The organism is Photobacterium kagoshimensis, from assembly GCF_050337045.1.
Classification (GTDB): Bacteria; Pseudomonadota; Gammaproteobacteria; order Enterobacterales; family Vibrionaceae; genus Photobacterium; species Photobacterium kagoshimensis.
Genome location: NZ_JAKJSO010000008.1, coordinates 363,931 through 383,576, shown reverse-complemented (window position 1 = coordinate 383,576; position 19,646 = coordinate 363,931). Strand labels below are relative to the sequence as shown.

At 43.2% G+C, this 19,646-nt stretch carries 15 protein-coding genes; 8 read left to right on the top strand and 7 right to left on the bottom strand.

Features of this window, described 5'->3' with window-relative positions; translation table 11 throughout:
- The first annotated feature begins 197 nt into the window (after window positions 1-197).
- The 6 genes from pheS to btuD all read left to right on the top strand — a co-directional run bounded on the left by pheS (window position 198) and on the right by btuD (window position 7,847).
- Entirely contained in the window at window positions 198-1,181 is a 984-nt protein-coding gene (gene pheS, locus L4C35_RS02265) for a phenylalanine--tRNA ligase subunit alpha (RefSeq protein WP_428461552.1), read from the top strand.
- Window positions 1,182-1,199: 18 nt separating this feature from the next.
- Window positions 1,200-3,587 (top strand): phenylalanine--tRNA ligase subunit beta, encoded by a 2,388-nt coding sequence (gene pheT, locus L4C35_RS02260; protein WP_428461355.1) that lies wholly within the window; start codon window positions 1,200-1,202, stop codon window positions 3,585-3,587.
- Between the two features lie 696 nt (window positions 3,588-4,283).
- Window positions 4,284-4,580 carry an integration host factor subunit alpha gene (gene ihfA, locus L4C35_RS02255; protein ID WP_107302426.1) on the top strand — a complete coding sequence of 99 codons (297 nt, stop codon included), beginning with the start codon at window positions 4,284-4,286 and terminating at the stop codon, window positions 4,578-4,580.
- A 256-nt stretch (window positions 4,581-4,836) separates the two neighbouring features.
- Complete coding sequence (locus tag L4C35_RS02250) at window positions 4,837-5,895, top strand: succinylglutamate desuccinylase (protein WP_428461354.1); 1,059 nt, start codon at window positions 4,837-4,839, stop codon at window positions 5,893-5,895.
- Window positions 5,896-6,081: 186 nt separating this feature from the next.
- On the top strand, window positions 6,082-7,074 hold the full coding sequence (gene btuC, locus L4C35_RS02245) for a vitamin B12 ABC transporter permease BtuC (RefSeq protein WP_428461353.1): 993 nt from the start codon (window positions 6,082-6,084) through the stop codon (window positions 7,072-7,074).
- An 8-nt stretch (window positions 7,075-7,082) separates the two neighbouring features.
- The gene (gene btuD, locus L4C35_RS02240; protein WP_428461352.1) at window positions 7,083-7,847 is read left to right on the top strand and encodes a vitamin B12 ABC transporter ATP-binding protein BtuD; all 765 of its coding nucleotides are present in this window, start codon (window positions 7,083-7,085) and stop codon (window positions 7,845-7,847) included.
- An 81-nt stretch (window positions 7,848-7,928) separates the two neighbouring features.
- On the opposite strand, the gene L4C35_RS02235 is transcribed toward btuD, so the two are convergent.
- The 6 genes from L4C35_RS02235 to L4C35_RS02210 all read right to left on the bottom strand — a co-directional run bounded on the left by L4C35_RS02235 (window position 7,929) and on the right by L4C35_RS02210 (window position 16,609).
- Window positions 7,929-9,617 carry a methyl-accepting chemotaxis protein gene (locus tag L4C35_RS02235; RefSeq protein WP_428461351.1) on the bottom strand — a complete coding sequence of 563 codons (1,689 nt, stop codon included), beginning with the start codon at window positions 9,615-9,617 and terminating at the stop codon, window positions 7,929-7,931.
- 210 nt (window positions 9,618-9,827) lie between these two features.
- Entirely contained in the window at window positions 9,828-11,486 is a 1,659-nt protein-coding gene (locus L4C35_RS02230) for a putative transporter (RefSeq protein WP_428461350.1), read from the bottom strand.
- Between the two features lie 484 nt (window positions 11,487-11,970).
- Window positions 11,971-13,011 carry a porin gene (locus tag L4C35_RS02225; RefSeq protein ID WP_428461349.1) on the bottom strand — a complete coding sequence of 347 codons (1,041 nt, stop codon included), beginning with the start codon at window positions 13,009-13,011 and terminating at the stop codon, window positions 11,971-11,973.
- Between the two features lie 348 nt (window positions 13,012-13,359).
- Entirely contained in the window at window positions 13,360-13,977 is a 618-nt protein-coding gene (locus L4C35_RS02220) for a thioredoxin domain-containing protein (RefSeq protein ID WP_428461348.1), read from the bottom strand.
- A gap of 218 nt (window positions 13,978-14,195) precedes the next feature.
- On the bottom strand, window positions 14,196-15,251 hold the full coding sequence (locus L4C35_RS02215; RefSeq protein WP_428461347.1) for a porin: 1,056 nt from the start codon (window positions 15,249-15,251) through the stop codon (window positions 14,196-14,198).
- Between the two features lie 743 nt (window positions 15,252-15,994).
- Window positions 15,995-16,609 carry a thiol:disulfide interchange protein DsbA/DsbL gene (locus L4C35_RS02210; protein WP_428461346.1) on the bottom strand — a complete coding sequence of 205 codons (615 nt, stop codon included), beginning with the start codon at window positions 16,607-16,609 and terminating at the stop codon, window positions 15,995-15,997.
- A gap of 218 nt (window positions 16,610-16,827) precedes the next feature.
- Here L4C35_RS02210 and yegD point away from each other — a divergent pair, with 218 nt between their 5' ends.
- Window positions 16,828-18,180: a molecular chaperone gene (yegD, locus tag L4C35_RS02205; RefSeq protein ID WP_428461345.1), complete on the top strand. Its 1,353-nt coding sequence runs from the start codon at window positions 16,828-16,830 to the stop codon at window positions 18,178-18,180.
- Between the two features lie 152 nt (window positions 18,181-18,332).
- On the opposite strand, the gene L4C35_RS02200 is transcribed toward yegD, so the two are convergent.
- On the bottom strand, window positions 18,333-18,641 hold the full coding sequence (locus L4C35_RS02200) for a high-potential iron-sulfur protein (protein WP_428461344.1): 309 nt from the start codon (window positions 18,639-18,641) through the stop codon (window positions 18,333-18,335).
- 321 nt (window positions 18,642-18,962) lie between these two features.
- Between L4C35_RS02200 and L4C35_RS02195 the strand changes: the two genes are divergently transcribed.
- Window positions 18,963-19,616: an HAD family hydrolase gene (locus L4C35_RS02195; protein WP_428461343.1), complete on the top strand. Its 654-nt coding sequence runs from the start codon at window positions 18,963-18,965 to the stop codon at window positions 19,614-19,616.
- The last annotated feature ends 30 nt before the right edge of the window (window positions 19,617-19,646 follow it).

The following is a 19,646-nucleotide window of genomic DNA, read 5'->3' as shown; positions in this document are numbered from 1 at the left end:
AATACCGTAAATTCACTTCATCTCTCAAATAGATACCTTATAACTTCCTTTTCTCTCCCCATCAGGGCATTTTTTTAAACAAACAAACCTATTTCTTACGAATCAATTTGGATTTAGACGCTTGTTTCTTTAGTATGTATCGTTACGCGAATTTATATCTCCCTTATGGACGCCACCTGTGGGTGGATGAGGAAATGATGCAACATCTAGACGAGATTATTGCCAACGCAACGGCAGCTATTGAGCAGGCTGATTCTTTAGTCGCTCTGGACGAAGTCCGAGTTCAGTACCTAGGTAAAAAGGGTCACTTAACCCTTCAACTACAACAACTAGGTAAACTACCACCAGAAGAGCGTCGCACTGCTGGTCAAGAAATCAACAAAGCTAAGCAAGCAGTTCAAGCTTTACTAGTAGCGCGTAAAGACGCTCTACAACGTGCAGAGCTAGAACAAAAACTTGCCGCTGAAACGATTGACGTGACTATGCCTGGTCGTCGTATTGAAAACGGTGGTATTCACCCTGTTACTCGTACGATCGAACGTATTGAAAGCTTCTTTGGTGAGCTTGGTTTTACAACTGAAGCAGGCCCAGAAATCGAAGATGCTTTCCACAACTTCGATGCACTAAACATCGCAGAAGATCACCCAGCGCGTACCGATCACGATACTTTCTTCTTTAACCCAGATCTGATGCTTCGTACGCACACGTCTGGTGTTCAGATCCGTACACTGGAAGCGAGCCAACCACCACTACGCTTTATTGCCCCTGGCCGTGTTTACCGTAATGATTACGACCAAACACACACGCCAATGTTCCACCAAGTGGAAGGCATGTTAGTTGACGAAAACGTGAATTTTGCACAGCTTAAAGGTGTTCTGCATGACTTCCTATGTAACTTCTTTGAAGAAGAAGTGGAAGTACGTTTCCGTCCATCTTACTTCCCATTCACTGAGCCTTCTGCAGAAGTTGATGTTAAAGGCAAAAACGGTAAATGGTTAGAAGTACTTGGTTGCGGTATGGTTCACCCGAACGTACTTCGCAGCGTAGGTATCGATCCTGAGAAATACTCTGGTTTCGCATTTGGTATGGGCGTTGAGCGTCTAACTATGCTTCGTTATGGTGTAAACGATCTACGTGCGTTCTTCGAGAACGACCTTCGTTTCCTAAAACAATTTAAGTAATCCAGAGGTTTAATCACTATGAAATTCAGCGAATCTTGGCTTCGTGAGTGGGTTAGCCCTGCGGTTACTACCGACGAACTAACTCACCAAATTACAATGGCTGGCCTAGAAGTAGACGACGTTCTACCTGTAGCGGGTTCATTCACTGGTGTTAAAGTGGGTCAGGTTGTTTCTTGTGAACAACACCCAGATGCAGACAAACTGCGCGTGACTAAAGTTGATGTTGGTGCTGAAGAGCTGCTAGACATCGTATGTGGCGCATCTAACTGTCGTCTTGGTATTAAAGTCGCGGTTGCAACTGTTGGTGCAGTGCTTCCTGGCGATTTTAAAATCAAGAAAGCGAAACTACGTGGTCAACCATCTCACGGTATGCTTTGTTCTTTCTCTGAGCTGGGTATTGATGTTGAGTCTGACGGTATTCTAGAACTAGCAGAAAGCGCTGTTCTTGGTACAGACTTCCGCGAATTCCTTGGCTTAGACGACGTGACTGTCGACGTTGACCTAACAGCAAACCGCGCTGACTGTTTCAGCATCCGTGGTCTTGCTCGTGAAGTGGGCGTTTTAAACCGTGCTGACGTTACCGAGCCTGCTGTTGAAGCAGTTGCTCCGTCAATTGATGACACTGTTGCTATCGAAGTAAAAGCTTCTGAAGCATGTCCTCGTTACCTTGGCCGTGTTGTTAAGAACGTGAACGTTAAAGCTGAAACACCATTATGGATGCAAGAAAAACTGCGTCGTTGTGGTATTCGCTCTATCGATCCTGTTGTTGATATCACTAACTTTGTTCTACTAGAACAAGGTCAGCCTATGCACGCATTTGATCTAACGAAGATCGAAGGTGGCATCGTAGTACGCATGGCAGAGCAGGGCGAAAAACTGACGCTTCTTGATGGTACTGAAGCTGAACTAAACGCCGATACGCTAGTTGTAGCAGACCACACTAAAGCACTTGCGATTGCTGGTATCTTTGGTGGTGAAGAGTCTGGTGTTACGGGTGAAACTCAAGATGTACTACTTGAGTGTGCATTCTTTGCACCTGACCACATCCGTGGTCGCGCACGTAGCTACGGCTTACACACTGATTCTTCTATGCGTTTTGAGCGTGGTGTGGATTTCGCACTTCAGCACAATGCAATGGAGCGCGCAACTCAACTATTAGTTGAAATTTGTGGCGGTGAAGTAGCCCCTGTTGTTGGCGTTGAATCTGAAGCCGATCTTCCTAAGCCAAACACAGTTGCGCTACGTCGTACTAAGCTTGATAACCTACTAGGTCACCACATCGAAGATGCTGACGTGGTAGAGATCCTAGAGCGTTTAGGCTTAACGGTTGAAACAACAGCTGAAGGCTGGACTGCAACAGCACCAACATGGCGTTTTGATATCGCAATCGAGCAAGACCTAATTGAAGAAGTTGGTCGTATTTACGGTTACGATAACATCCCAAATCAAGCGCCTGTTGCTGCACTAAGCATGAACGATCACAAAGAAGCTAACCTACCGCTTAAGCGTGTACGCGACCTTCTTGTTGACCGTGGCTACCACGAAGCGATTACTTACAGCTTCGTAGAACCAGAACAACAAACTCTGATTGTTCCTGGTGTTGAGCCACTTGTTCTACCATTCCCAATCTCAGCAGATATGTCAGCAATGCGTCTTGGTCTAATCCAAGGCTTGCTAAACACTGTTGTTCACAACCAGAAGCGTCAGCAACCACGAGTTCGTCTATTCGAATACGGCTTACGTTTCATTCCTTGTGAAACGGCTGAAAATGGCATGCGTCAAGAACCTATGCTTGCTGGTGTTATCGCGGGTAACCGTAGCGATGAGCACTGGGACATTGAAAGCAACACTGTTGACTTCTTCGACCTAAAAGGCGATTTGGAAGCGGTTCTTGAACTAACGGCTAACGACGTCGCATTTGGCTTTAAGTCAGCGAAGCACCCAGCACTTCACCCTGGCCAGACAGCAGCAATCGTTGTTGGTGGTAAAGAGGTTGGTGTAATTGGTACTGTTCACCCTGAACTTGAGCGTAAGTTTGGCCTTAACGGTCGTACTATCGTATTTGAGATCGAGTGGAATGCAATCAACTCACGTGAACTACCAGAAGCTGTTGCTGTTTCTAAGTTCCCAGCAAACCGTCGCGATATCGCGGTTGTTGTAAGCGAAGATGTTGCAGCTGGTGATGTTGTTGAAGCTTGTCGTGCAAACGGTGGTGAACTACTAACAGGCGTTAACTTGTTTGATGTTTACCGTGGTAAAGGTGTAGAGGAAGGCAATAAGAGCCTTGCTATCGCACTTTCACTGCAATCAACAGAGCGCACGCTAGAAGAAGCGGATATTGCTAATGCAGTTGAAGCGATTGTTGCTGCACTGGCTGAGAAGTTCAACGCGTCGTTACGTGATTAATACGGAATACTAGGCTTTCGAAAGCGAGTCTAAGTAAGCTAATAGATAGAGGGTGACTTGTTATAAGTCACCCTTTTTTATACGCTGAATTTACTTTATTAGAATACAATTTGGTTCTGTTTCGGGGTGAAGGCGGCTTGGGAGAGGTTTTTTGCTTTGTGTATTCGCCTGGGGAATATGATGTGAGTTGCCTGAACAAGAAGGCAATTCATAAATTCATCTTGTATATTGGCACTAAATTACGTGACATTAGCTGACTAGATAAGTCTTTGTTTTCGAAATACAGCTAAAAATTAGAATATTTTTTTGATCTGTTTCCCAAATTCTCTAACAGCTTGATAGTTGGTTATTTTTGCTATTTCTTGTTCATAAAGTGGCTGATAATTCTGTATGTTGCTGATAATATAGTGTTTATTCTCGGTTAATGGCCTTGATAAGCATGAGCGAGCGTATCGAAATCAAGCATTATTTCGTGACCTTGTCGATTATTTTTACGTTTGCATAGTTAAAAAAGTTGGCGGAAATCAGCAAGTTGGCTTAAACTTGACTACAGTTGAGCTTGAGCTAGACCGTTGCAAATTGCATTTGAGGGTATACGCAGTTTGTTTTGGTTTCAGGCCAGCAAACCCATTAACAGTGGTACGTAACTTATGTTGTGTACGCTATCCATTCAACTTAGTCTTGAGGGAGTTATCTATGGCGCTCACAAAAGCCGATTTGGCTGAGAACCTGTTTGAAAATGTGGGATTAAGCAAACGGGACGCCAAGGATACGGTGGAAGTCTTTTTTGAAGAAATCAGAAAAGCACTAGAAAACGGCGAGCAAGTGAAGTTATCTGGATTCGGTAATTTCGACCTTCGTGATAAAAACCAACGTCCGGGACGAAATCCAAAAACGGGTGAAGATATTCCAATTTCTGCGCGTCGTGTAGTGACTTTCCGTCCTGGCCAAAAACTAAAAGCTCGAGTTGAAAATATCGAGATCGAAAAATAACAGCTTTTAGCGATGAACATTGAGTAACCCAAACGAACATCAAGATTCGTTTGGGTTTTCTTTTGCTTAAAAAATGCCATCTACCACCTTGACCACCTCTGTCTGTAATACTCATTTCGTTAATTCCCTCGCAAGAATAGTTTGATAGTTGATGGGCGAGTTATACTCACATCTTAATGTTGCGTTTGTTTACTCTTGTTTAACATTCTTGTAATCTCGATATCTATGATATGTCGAATAAACAAGGAGGTTGTCGATGTCATCACTGGATCGTGTCAAAGCTGGAGAGTTTTTATCTGCGACGCTTGATGTAGATAGTGAGTTTGTTGGTGGCGAGTGGCAGCTACAATCCGGGATTTCGTTTCAATTACGTGCCCGAGGTGTATTAAAGATTGAGCCTACAGTAACGTCACCGACAACTAAAAGCATTGTTGTCTCTTCAGGGGTACATGGTGATGAAACGGGACCAATAGAGCTACTTGATCAATTGAGTAAAGAAATATTGAAAGGGGATTTTAAGCCTGTTCATCGTCTTTTATTTATTATTGCACATCCAACCGCTACATTGGCACATACGCGCTTTATTACCGAGAACATGAACCGTTTGTTTGCGAGCCATAACGAGCCGACAAATATCGATCGTGAAACTGCCAATGTCCTTCAGCAGGAAGTTGATCTCTTTTATCAGGGGGGCGATATGCTTAACCCTAAAGAGGAGAATTTATTACGTTGGCATTTAGACCTACACAGCGCGATTCGTGACTCTACTCATTATACGTTTGCCGTTAGTCCTCATAGTACTTGTCCAACACGCAGTAATGCGCTATTTGCCTTTTTAGAGCAGGCGAAAGTGGAAGCCGTGTTACTTTCTCGTACCGATTCACCGACCTTTAGTTGGTATAGCGCAGCTAAACATGGCGCACAAGCGTTGACAATGGAGTTGGGGCGGGTTGCTAAGATCGGTGAGAATGAACTTGAGCGCCTTTTACCGTTTGATACCGCATTACGGGAGTTATTACATCACTATGATCAAGCGTATGATTGGCAAGGTGATAAGCTTGTCGTGTATAAAGTGACACGAACCTTGACCAAAGAAACAGATGATTTTCAATTTAGCTTTCCTGCTTCGCAAGCCAACTTTACTTTCTTTGAACAAGGCTGTTTGTTAGGGCAAGACCAAGACAAAAAGTACTTTTCATTAGAAGGAGGAGAAGCGGTGGTTTTCCCTAATCCTAATGTGGCGATTGGACAGCGAGCCTGCCTATTAGTGCAACAAACTGATGTTGTAGCAGAAGGGCAAATTCAAGTTATTTAAATCGCATAAGCAAGTTATCTTGGTAGCCTAAATAAATGTGCGTTTACTCAATAAACTGCTATAGCCCAATAGGTTGCTTCGATAATATTCCGCGTAACATCTTGATAGCATGAGTGCTTAGCTCATGCTTTTCATTGTGCGGCTTTAATTGTATTGTTACGCCATCATTTAATTACACATCGGCCCATGCAGCTTAACGATCTTATTCACCGCCAACAATTACGTTGGAAAGCGTGTAGCTTTGTTATTATCTCGCTTCTTTTACTTGTTTCTTTTTTTGCTTTATCTGTGGGCGAACTTTGGATATTACCTTGGTCACCAGATGGCGAACTCGAAGCGCAATTGCTGTATCAGCTGCGCTACCCTCGCTTAATTGCAGCCTTAATGATAGGTGCAGCACTGGCATCCTCTGGTGCGGTATTACAAGTATTATTAGGTAACCCACTGGCAGAACCTGGTGTGTTAGGCATTTCCGGTGGTGCGAGTCTCGCGCTTGTTTTATTGCTCTTTTTTGTGCCCGTTGATCCGAGTGCCGCCATGACAATGAGTGCGGCAATGTTTGGGGCGCTCACATTTACTTTGATCCTTGTTGGGTTATCACGTGGGGGGCGAGTGTCGACAGCGAAGTTACTACTGATTGGGGTGGCACTTGGTATTCTATCGGGCGCGGTGGTGACTTGGGCCTTCTACTTTAGTACCGATCTGAGTTTACGTCAGCTCATGTATTGGCTAATGGGCAGTGTTGGCGGTGTCAGTTGGTCACAGCTATCTATCGGGGTATTGGTTGCGCCTGTGTTACTTTGGTTATGTACGCGTGGTAAACAACTTGACGTATTAATGCTGGGCGAAGTGCATGCGAAGCAGTTAGGTTTAGACGTTGTAAAACTGCGCTGGAAGTTAATCATGGTTGTGTCGTTATTAGTTGGAGCATCGGTAGCCTTAGGTGGGATTATTGGCTTCATTGGGCTTGTGGTTCCGCATTTGTTGCGATTAGCGCTTGGTACAGAAAATCGCTATTTACTTCCGCTCTCCGCGATAAGTGGCGCTTTGTTGTTGGCCTTTGCTGATACGATCTCACGGATTGCTTTATCGTCGGCAGAATTGCCCGTTGGTGTGGTGACAACGACGATTGGTGCGCCCATTTTTGTTTGGATGCTGCTCCGCTCCCATATTGATTAAGTGAAGCTATGAACATTATCAGTGCGAATAATCTTGCTATGCCGCCTCGGCTATTGCCTGTCTCTTTTTCATTGGATGCAGGTGAAATTTTGCACCTTATAGGCCCGAATGGGAGTGGTAAAAGTACGGCGATTTCATTGCTATCTGGACTTTTTTCAGCCGATGGCAATATTCAATTTCTTGGGGAAAATATTACTCGTTACGACTACCCATCATTAGCACAGCGTCGTTGCTATTTATCGCAGCAAGATCGTCCCGCATTCTCTGTTGCTGTGTATCATTACTTGGCATTGGCAACGTCAGCTTTAGTCAGTGTAAGCAAAACACAGCTGCAAGCTGCGGTTGATGAAATCTGTGCTGCGTTGGGGATCAACGATAAGCTGAACCGAAATATTCAGCAGTTATCGGGTGGCGAGTGGCAACGTGTACGCTTAGCGGCTGCATGCCTACAGGTATGGCCCGCCATCAATCCTGATGCAAAGCTATTATTATTAGACGAACCTGCCGCTGCGCTGGATATAGGCCAGGAAGCGGCTATGTATCGGTTAGTTAAGAAAATTGCGCAGCAAGGAATTGCTGTGATTATGGCGAATCACGATCTTAATCGTACGCTGACCGAAGCTGATCAGGTTATTTTACTTAATAACGGTTCATGCGTTGCGAAAGGCACGCCAGATGAGGTAATGACAGCCGAGCGGTTAACCGATATTTTTGCGACTAATGTGCAACGCATTGAGATTGAAGGGCGGAGTTGCTTGCTGTTTAATGATTAGTCGTTTGTATCTCCCTTTATTATAAAAATGGCAACGCGAGTGCGTTGCCATTTTTTATGCTGCTATAGGATGTAGTCGTAGTTAACTTGTTTTAAATTGCCCCACCAGTTGTTTCAGCTCTGTACCAGCTTCGTTGAGTTCAGACACCACATGCTCTGAATCGTTATTCGACTGGATAAGGTGGCTGACGATGTCTTGGATAGAAATCATATTACGGTTGATCTCATCTGTGACTGAGCTTTGTTCAGTTGCTGCGGTCGCAATTTGGCTGGTCATATCGTTAATGGCTTCAACTGCACCCGTAACCGAAGATAGGCTCTCAGTAATTGAATTGGCGGCACCAACGGCTTCGGTACATGTATTTTGGCTATGGTCCATTGAGCTTACGGCATGAGCAACCAGAGAGTGCAACTCATCAAGCATCTCTTTGATTTCTTGAGTACTTGTTTGGGTACGACTTGCAAGGCCACGCACCTCGTCTGCTACGACGGCAAAGCCTCGACCTTGTTCACCAGCACGTGCTGCTTCAATGGCTGCATTGAGCGCAAGAAGGTTAGTTTGTTCTGCAATTTCACCGATAACTTTCAATACATTATCAATTTTCTGAGATTGTTGGTTAAGCGAATCAATGTGTTTTGCTGCTTGGTCAACTTCATCGACCAATGCTGTTATTGAAGCAACTGAGGTATCAACACGTTGCTGTGCAAGCTGTGAATCTTGGCTTGCATTGCTAGTAGCGTTCGCCACTTCATTGGCATTAATAGCGACTTCGCTTGCAGCAGAACTCATTTCAGTTACAGCAGTAACAACTTGTTCCGTTTCATTATTATGATCGTGAAGTTGCTTAGTGAGTCCCTGTGTTTGTTGGTGAATACTACCTGCGGCACGACCAACATTTTCCGTTACATCAGAAACTTGCTTGATGATGGTTTGTAACTTGGCGACAAAACGATTGAAGGCATTGGCAAGATCTGCAATTTCGTCTTCACCTTGAACGTTGAGGCGACGGGTTAAATCGCCTTCACCATCGGCAATGTCATTTAAGGTATCAACCATATTCTGTACTGGAGTGGTGATACGGTTGGCACTAAACAGCACTAAAATAATGGTAATAATAGCAAGGATCACTGAGCTGATTAGCACCAGTTCAAATCGCTGCTGCATGGCGAGTTCAGCCGTTGCGCGGTAGGTTGCGACTTCCTCTGCAATATCATCAATGTATAAGCCGGTGCCAATAAACCAGTTGCCGCTATTTACGCCTGCAGCATAGCTGAGTTTTGGTTGTGGCTGTCCATTTGCTGTTTTAGGGTAGCTATATTCAACAAAACCACCGCCATTACGTGACGCGCTAATTAAATCCTGAATATAAGCAACACCATTTACATCACGGGCATTAATACTATTAGAGCCGTGCTTGTTGGGTGCCGTTGAATGCACAATATTGGTGCCTTTCATGTCATAGATGAAAAAATAACCTGAGTCTTCATCGGCAAAGCGGATAGGAGAGAGAAGCTTGCGGATTTCACCAATTGCTTCTGCTTTGTTTGGTGTGGTTTGAAGTATGTTGTCTACAGAGTGCTTGATGATCGTTGTGGCATCTTCAAGTTGAAATTTTCTTTCTGAAATAAGTCGGTCTTGATAGTGGACCACTTCTTCATTTAATGCATTTTGTTCTAACGTTACGATTAACCCAATAGCTACTGCCAAGGTGACAAATAGAGGGAGTAAACTGAGCAATAAAAGTTTGCTCTTTAACTTCAATTTCTTCATAACAACACGCCTAATTATAGTATTTATGATCCTTATAGGAATGAAAAATGCATTCCTGGTATCTATATCGTCATAAAAATACTTTGCTTTATAGTATGTTGTTTTGTTTTTGTGAGTTTGATGAGGTGAATTGACTGGTGGGATGAGTGTTTGTGTAACAAAGACGGCCAGTTATCTAGGCACTGGCCGAGCTTGGTCACATTTTTAGCGCTAGATCGTCCAAAGAAGCAGAGCGAGGATCTGCGGAGATAAAATACGTAAGCACATTACTAGTGGGTATACAGTTGCATAAGAGAGTGCCGCAGCGCCACTGGTACTGTGGATATTATTAGCAAAAGCAAGCGCTGGTGGATCGGTCATAGACCCCGCCAACATGCCGCAGATTGTTAGGTAATTTAGTTGGCCAACTAAGCGAGCCAGAATACCAACAGAGATTAATGGAATTAAGGTGATCACCATTCCGTACCCCATCCAACTGAGCCCATCACCATTGACCAGTGTTTCGACAAAGCCACCGCCAGATTTTAAACCGACAACAGCGAGAAAGAGCACAATCCCAATCTCACGTAAGGCTAAGTTAGCACTAGGCGGCATGAACCAATATAGTTTGCCTATACTGCCGACGCGAGCAAGGACGAGTGCAACGATCAATGGACCGCCAGCAAGCCCTAATTTTATTGCAGCAGGAAAGCCTGGTAGGTAGAAAGGGATAGACCCCAGTAACACACCTAAGCCTATACCGATGAAAACAGGTAGCATTTGAACTTGTTGCAGTTTTTGATGGGCATTACCCACAATGCCGCTGACTGCTTCTATGGCTTCGTGTCGACCGACTAAATTAAGGATATCACCAAACTGTAGGGTCGTTTGGCTGGTGGGAACTAGTTCGACACCGGCACGGTTAAGGCGCGAAACAACTACATCGTATTTTTCTTTTAATTCTAAGTCGTGTATTTTTTTACCCAGTACGATTTCATTGGTGACAACAAGTCGCTGAACGCGAAGCTCGGTTCCCCGAGTCGAAAGGGATGCATCAACTTCTTCACCAATAACTAATAGTGCTTTTCTTAGTGCATGTTTTTCACCAACCAAGTGCAGTAAGTCGTTAACTTCAATCGTTGATTCTGGCCGAGGAACGTAAAGTTGCTCGCCGCGCTTTAATCGAGAACAGACAATGTCACCATCGGTGAGGGCCGGTACATCTTTTAGCATTAGCCCGCTTAAGTTGGTATTTTTTACGGCAACATTAATGGTATGAAGGCTCTGTTTTCTCTGACCATTATTGGCTTCAAATTCTTCGGCTTCTTTATCTATATCGACACGAAAAGCTAATCGAAGTAGCCACATTGTCAGCAAGATGCCACAAATCCCAAACGGGTAGGCTACGGCATAGCCCATGCCGGTTAAATCCAGCATGTTTTCTTGTGCGCCCAGTTCGCTGAGTATTTGCTGCCCAGCACCTAATGATGGTGTGTTAGTTACCGCACCAGAGAAGACCCCGAGAATGATAGGTAAAGGCACGTCAAAGAGCTTATGCAGCACAATAGCAACAAGGCAGCCAATAATGACAATTAACGCAGCGAAGCCATTGAGTTTTAATCCTGAGCTTCTTAGTGAGGCAAAGAAACCAGGCCCGACTTGGATACCGATAGTGTAAACGAACAGGATCAGGCCAAACTCTTGGATGAAGTGCAGGGTATGTGAATCGAGACCGATGCCCCATGCATCAGTAAAGTGACCAACGAAAATGCCGCCAAACAGCACACCGCCTATCCCTAAACCAACACCATAGACTTTCCAGTTCCCAATCCATAAGCCCAGCACAGCAACCAGCGCAAGAATGCTGATCGATAGTGCAATATCACTCATGATGAGTCTCCATTTTTATCAAACAAATTCGTTTAAACTTCGTCGGGGATAGCGAGTATTCGCGAACAGCGAAAAGGCTTGCGCCAGGGGTAGTGAACTGGGACTCAGTAGGCACTGATTTCGCGTGTGCGAAAGGAGTAAGTAGGGAGTAACGCCGATCTACAGCTGGTGTATCCTAAGCATAATTTTTTGCTAACCACAGATTAAATGATAAAAGTCAGTGGTTTGCTTGCTATCGTTAAAGTTAATAAACTATAAATACCTGAAAAAAAGTGCAGTGTTAAGGTTTGTCATACATATGTGTGGTGGTGGGCACAAAGGAAGTAATATTTCGTTACATTTTGCGAGGTAACAAGGTTTTCAGTCGCAATGTATTTCGATGCTTGGTGATTTGAGAGCCTCTTTAGTTAGGTTATCGTCAAATAAAGAAAAGCTGCCTACCGACAGCTTTTAATTGGGGGAGCATCTTTATGCGCAATTGCGATTAGAAGTTATAACGTGTGAGTAGGGCGTATTGATCAGCACCTACGTCTTCTCCGATGGTATTTTTCGATTTAGTGCCAAGCTTAAGCTCTAAAGCGATAACAATGTTCGCAGGTACCCAAGCTGCACCGATTAGGCCGTAGGATAGCTCAGCGTCACTGTTATCATCAGTCACGCTATTATAGCCGCCATAGACTTGGTACATGTCTTGGATGGTATAAGCCCCAATTAACTCATAGCCTTTGGCTTTATCGACAGCATCACCTATGCCGTTGAAGTTAATATGGTTTTCATACTGGCCGTACTGCGCAGCGGCATAGATATTGTTGTTGTCGTACAGGGCAGCAAGTGACCATACTTTGTCATCATCTTGCGCTTTATATTTGGTTTGACCGTAAGTCGCACCAAGACTAACACCCACTTGCTCAATGTCGTAGATCACACTACCTTGTAGGCCGTATTCACGAGAGCCATCTTTAGAACCGTTTTCAAATTGGTATTGCACACCAACTTTCACTGGTCCAAATTGATTACGGTAGCTTAAGGCCTCATCAGCACGACCTGTGCCCGATACACCGCCGTCACCGCCAGCTGCACCGTCTTCATCGCGGCCATCGTATGTACCTGATGCACTACCACCGTACACCCAGAATACATCAGTCCAGCCTGCTACATCGTAATACACAGACCATTGCTTACCGATAGTGATAGTACCTGCGTTGTCACTGGCAAAATAAATGTTACCAAGACGGTTACCAAAATCTTGGCTACCATTAGCAACGGGGCTATATCCCCATTCTGCATTTGCACCTACGATCCAGTCATTGACTAAACCGTGCGTAAAGCCGAAGTTAATACGTGAACTGCTATTCACTAACTTGGTCGTACTATCTTCAGATCCAACTGATTTAGTATGTTCAGCACGGACAGCCAAGCGACCACCGACAGAGAATGATGTATCACCATCGCGGTAAACTTCTGTTGCTGAAGCGGGGAATGCTACTACTGATGCCACTGCTAGGGCAATGAATGACTTATTCATTTTAGTGTCCCTTATTATTGTGTTTTTTATATGATTGTTACATGACGAACAATCATTCCATTCGCGTATAAAACGTAGACGAGTGGCGTCGTAATAACATAATTAAAGTTCCACAAAAAAATCACATAAAGTGGGTTATGAGACAAAGTGTTCATATTGAAAAGTGTTTTTTTACTTTTAACGAAAACAGGTCTATTAATTAAGGTTTGCGCTAAAAATTTATATACGAAAGGTGACTGTTAAAAGGAGGTGCTGCTCTGAGCGCGTAATTATGCGAGAACGAATAGAAAATAGAGGGCAGAATGTACGCGATCTTTTACACAAAAATGATCGCGTACTAGTGTATTGCTATAGCTTCAGCAGGTGGCTGATAGTGGTCGAAATATCTTCAATACTGTCATGTGCACTGGTGTTAACTAAGTATTTACCACCCACAATAAAGGCGGGAATCGCATTTAACTGTGACTCTTGCATCACGTTATTTGCATACTCCATTTTTGCCACTACAGCTTTTTGCTCATCATCAGATAAGGCATACGGTGTTTTTAGGTTGTTGTTTTTATAAATATTTTCTAGCTGAGATTTACGCTCGTCTTCGCTAGCATTGGTAGGCTCTTGAATATAGCCGAACAAGTCATCCATGAATTCAGCGCTTGGTTTTCCATCCGTTTGGATAACCGCGGTGTAGTACATAAAAGCAAGCATTTGTGAACCACGATCAAACGTTGCATGCATCTTTTCGATGTTAGTCTTCGTTTGTTTTTCCATCTCTGGGATGATGGCTTCCATAGTACGGCAGTGTCCACAGCCGAAAGAAAACACTTCTAGCACTTGTGGGGCATCGGTGATCGCCGCAGGAAGCACAGTGTAGTGTTGACCTTGCTTGGGAGCATCTGCGCCATTACATCCAGTTACCATGATGAGCATCGAAAAAATCACGATGAAGGGTTTTAATAAGTGCTTCATAATCCGTAAGTCGTATAGGAAAGATGGGCATACTATAGTCGAAGTTGCAGCAATGATAAATAGTTCACCCTAGATGGTTTGATGTGAGTCTATGTAATTTGTAATGCAATTAATGTAGCTTGAATATTAAGTGATTGGAACGGTGCTAATAACAAAAAGGGTCCCTACAGAGGGACCCAAACAAGACTCAGCATTCTCTATGAAAGAGAGGCGATCACTTAGAAGTTGTAACGCACTAGCAGTGCTAATACATCATCAAGTTCAGCGGAAGAGCCGTTACCATTTTTACTGCTGGTATCAATTTTGTATTCGGCGGCTAGAATGATTGGGCCTGTGAAATAAGCGGCACCGACAGTCGCATACGCGTATTTAGCGTCTGAGTTATCATCTGTGAGTTGGTTATAGCCACCTAGTAGCTGGAAGCTGCCAATATCGTAAGAGCCAAAGAGTTCAATGCCTGTGGCATCTTTAATGGCGCCTTCGTTGGTTGTTTCAGCACCTGTTAAGCCGTAATCATTTTGGTATTGATGGTTACGAGATTGGCTGTAGTTAGCCGCAAGGTATAAACCTGAATTTTCATAGCTTGCTACGGCATTGGCGATCTTTGCATTTTCGCGATCATCAAATTGTGTTTCAGCGTAAACACCACTTAGGCCAAGACCGAAGTCAAAGTCATAGCCCGCCATTGCTTGGTAGCCACCTTTACGGTTGTAACCAGTCTGAGCTGACGCATCGTAGTTGTCGTCTTCAAATTGGTATTGCAAGCCAACTTGAACACCGCCAAAGTTACCACGGTATTGAATAACGTCATCAGCACGACCAGTACCATGTACGCCACCATCACCAGAAATACCGTCGTAGTTACCTGCGGTATCCCCACCGAACACCCAAAACATATCTGTTTTGCCTGCTACATCGTAGTGAATTGACCACGCTTTACCGATAGTAAATTGACCAATGCCTTCTTTATCAGCGGTGATTTGACCAAGACGGTTAGAAAGATGGCTCTCTTTACTGCCGTTGGCTAATGCATCGTAGCCCCATTCCGCTTTGGCACCAACATCCCAGCCATTGTCGAGAGCGTGCGTGAAAGCGAAGTTAATACGTGATGATTCGCTTTGTAAGCTGCTATCACCATCAGAGAATTGTGCGCTAGCGGCTAAACGGCCACCAATAGAGAAAGTATTTGTACCATCATTAACGACTTCGATTGCGTTACTGTAAGTAGAGGTTGTTAATGCTGCGACTGCTAAAGCAAGAATTTTTTTATTCATTTTAACGTATCCAAATTTGTTATTAGTGAAGCATTTAACTCCTAAATGCTTGCTAATATTTTTAATGTGGCAGAGACGTTAAAACCAGTAAAAGAACATAAAACGATCAATTGATATTTCATTTTCTTTAGTAATTTTATGATCTTAAATGTATTTAAAGAGTTATTTTTATTTTTTTATGTCTCATTTGTTCTGTGAATTAATATTGGGTGTCGCGAGGTGTGGTTATGTGAGCTGCTACGAAATATTAGTCAGGTGATAAACGATAAAATTCAATTTTTAGTCAGTCTTTTTTCCGATTTAAACTTAATTTAAACACTCAAATAACAATTGAACTGATATGTCTATTTGAGTTGCGAGCCTGACATTATGACGCGGATGACAGTGCGTGGGCTAAATAAGCTGAGTCAGGCAGGCTATGTTAGGGCTATTGAATCGGCTTCTTTAGGGGAGACCGCACTGTGGTTTGTTAGGATATGATTTATAAGGTTTTTATGAAGTGTATGAAGTCGCTTTATCCTGCTGTTACGTTTGCTCTATTCAACTAGACTCTTTCAATAGATAAACAAAATAGATGCGAATTTGAAAGTGCCGTTTTTATTGCTAGTTGAATATATTATGGGAACAGTTATGAGATACCAGTATCTAGATATAGTCGTATTTAACTATAAAAAGGATAGATATAGAAAAGCCGCTGAAATGACTGTCATCACAAGCGGCTTTTCTTTGGGGAAGTGTAACTATTAAAGCTGAGAAAGGTATTTAATCGTATTGGCTAAATCTTCTAAGCTTTCGTGGGCATCACTTTGAACAAGATATTTACCTTTAACAACAAAAGCGGGCACTGAAGCAATTTCAGCATTGGCTACAATTTTCTCTGCTTTAGCCATTTGTTCGAAGACTTGCTTATGTTGTTCTTCAGAAAGCTCATAAGGGCTAAGTAAAGAGTGCTGATTAAAAATCGCAATTAATTGTGCTTTACGATCTTCTTCAGTAGCGCCTTCTTTCTTATCTTGTGTATAAGAAAAAAGTTGCTCCATTAACTCAGGTTTAGGGTGACCATTTGACTGAATAGCGGCGGTGTAAAAGATGTATGCTGCAAGTTGAGCGCTTTCATTGAAAGTGACATGCACTTGCTCGATCTCTGTACCTGCTAATTTTTGAATTTCAGGCAGAATTTTATCCATATTCCGGCAGTGACCACAGGCCAATGAAAATACTTCCATTACTGGCGCTGTTGTTGATGTTATAGGTGTTGCTACCGTTGTGTACTTAACACCTTCTTTTGGTGTTGACGTATCGTTACAGCCGACAAGTGCCAGCAATCCCATAAATAGAGGTAATAGTATTTTTTTCATGATGCTTATTGTGGTTGTGTATAGCCCTATATTATGAATGGTTCTTCAAAAAAGATCGTGAACCAATTTCAAAACTTACATACATTTACACTTTAAAATGCCATAGGTAGCAATTTACTACTCTGTATTTTTTTAGTTAGTAGAATTTTTTGCACTAAATATTGAAGAAATTGCTCAATCCAGTATGATTGCCGACTTTTTTTAAAGTGGAGTGTGGCATGTTTATTGGGTTTGATTACGGCACCGCCAATTGTTCTGTTGCTATGATGGAGCAAGGAAAACCAAGGTTATTAACATTAGAAAATAACCAGCACTTCATTCCTTCAACTTTGTGTGCGCCTACACGCGAATCTGTCAGTGAATATCTGTATCGCTTTATGGATGTAGCGCCGTTTAATACGACGGGTGAACAAGTGTTGCGCCGTGCGATTTCAATGAATCGAGAAGAAGATATTGTTGTAGAACGCGGTGATTTACTTTTTGGTCAGGCGGCATTGGATTGCTATTTAGATGATCCTGAAGAGGTGTATTACGTTAAGTCACCTAAATCTTTTCTGGGTGCGAATGGCCTGCATGATGTTCAGATTAGCTTCTTTGAAGATCTTGTTTGCGCCATGATGAAAAACATTAAACTGAAAGCAGAACAGGACGCACAACAGAGCATTTCAAGTACAGTTATTGGTCGGCCTGTTAACTTTCAAGGTACAGGCGGTGAGCGAGCTAACCAGCAAGCTGAAGGCATTCTACGACAAGCTGCGCAACGTGCTGGCTTTCAACATATCGAATTTCAATTTGAGCCAGTTGCTGCTGGTTTAGAATATGAAAGTACACTAACAGAGAATAAAACTGTGCTGGTGGTCGATATTGGCGGTGGTACCACCGACTGCTCATTAATTGAAATGGGTCCAGAGTGGGTGGGTAAGCATGACCGTAGCAAGAGTTTACTCGCGCACAGTGGCCAGCGTATTGGTGGTAACGATTTAGATATTCACCTCGCTTTTCGCCAGTTGATGCCTTTATTTGGCTTTGGCAGTAAAACGCAAAAAGGTACGGATATGCCGATCAGCCAATTTTGGAATGCGATTGCGATTAACAATGTCGCAGCGCAAACAGATTTTTATGGCAGCAGTAATTTCCGCGCCTTGGATCAGCTACGTCGTGATGCCGCAGAGCCAGAAAAATTGAAACGTTTGATCCAGGTGTACCATGACACACTAGGCTATCAAATTGTGCGTAAAGCCGAAGAAAGCAAGATAGCCTTGAGTGATGCCGCGCAATACTGTACCAACCTGAATCTTCTATCAGAATGTTTACAGGCTGATATTTCGCAATCTGATATGGCTGCAGCAATTGAATCGCCTCGTATTAAAATGGCGGAATTGGTGATTGAAGCCATGCAACAAAGTGATAAAAAACCCGACGTGATTTATATGACGGGTGGTACTGCGCGTTCACCTATTTTACGCGCCAGTATTGAATCATTGTTACCTGATGTGCCTATTGTAAGTGGTAGCTATTTTGGTTCGGTAACAGCTGGCCTTGCACGTTGGGCGCAGCATTGTTTTAAATAGCTTTCTAGCTGTAAACCAAGCGCACGATAAAAGCTTGATGAGGTCAAATTGCCCCCAATAGTTGGACACTAATTATTGGGGGCATTTTGTATGTGTAAGCTATGGTTGGTTTACTATCAGCCTAGTTAATACCAAATTGGATAAGTCAGTGTTTAGCTAGGCTTAGGCGCGTAGGCAGAACACCAACCCTTGGCGTTTACAACTTTACCTGGGAATAGTGCGCAAGGTCGCCACTCTTCACCGTCGCTACCTTGGATTAGTGCGCAGTTTGCGCAATGTTTTTCGCTATCAGGTGAAGCATGAACGTATTTTAATGCAGCGGCTTGCGCATCATCTTCTGCTAGATGTGGAAGATCAGCGGCGGAAGCTGACTTTATCAATTGTTTGCCACCTAATGTTACTCCAATAAGCCCACCAATACTGAGCTGTAAAAAACGACGTCGTGTAGGGTTTGATTTCATTGCTCATTCCTTATTTTACGTTGTTATTTGTATAGCTTGCTGCAAATTAGGGTTAGCACAGCGAACATAACAATGAGTGTTGTACGTTAATTGTTATCACTCAGTTCACAATTGTAGATGAAGTCACTACGGGCAAACCCTTGCATGTTCATATTTTCGCCTTTTTACTGACATACAGCGGTTACAAACCAGTGTTTTAATCCAACATTATGACCTTGTGCATAGTTTCATAGATAAATAGCATCAATGGCTTGCAACAATTTATTTACAAGCGCAAGCTGGCGCGGCTTTAACCGTTAAGGAAATTAAAAAGGTAATAATATGAACCTATTTTTACTCGATGTGGATGGTACGCTCGTTAACTCAAACGCATTGGATCAACGTTGTTTAACACAAGCAATTACTGATGTATTAGGGATCTCAGTGGATCCAGATTGGAGTCATTATCAACATGTGACAGATTCTGGTGTATTGGATGAGATCCTCAAAAAAAATCAGATTACGGAAAGTCGATCGCTAATTCATCGCAAAGTTGAATCGCGCTATGTTGAATTAATGCGTAAAGAAATGGCAAGCCAGTCACACGCTGAATATGAAATTTCAGGAGCGAAAGATTTTGTTCATCACTTAGCACAACGTGATGATATTCATGTTGCTATAGCAACGGGAGGATGGGAGTCTGCTGCTAAATTGAAACTACGTGCAGTAGGGATTGATACCTCATCGATTACTTTTGCCTCTTCGTCTGATGCCATGAGCCGCACTGAAATTATGGCACTTGCAACATTTCGAGCGAAACAAGACAGCGGTGTTGTATTTGACCGCCGAGTGTTTATTGGAGCGGGAGAGTGGAATCGCAATGCATCGCAAGAGCTGGGGTTTGATTTTGTCGCCGTCGGCAAAAAAATACAACACCATACGCAACTGGCTAATCTATCACATTACCAAGCCGTATTTTCACAGCTAGCGATGTGATTTCTCAAATCATAATGAGTAGTTTGAATA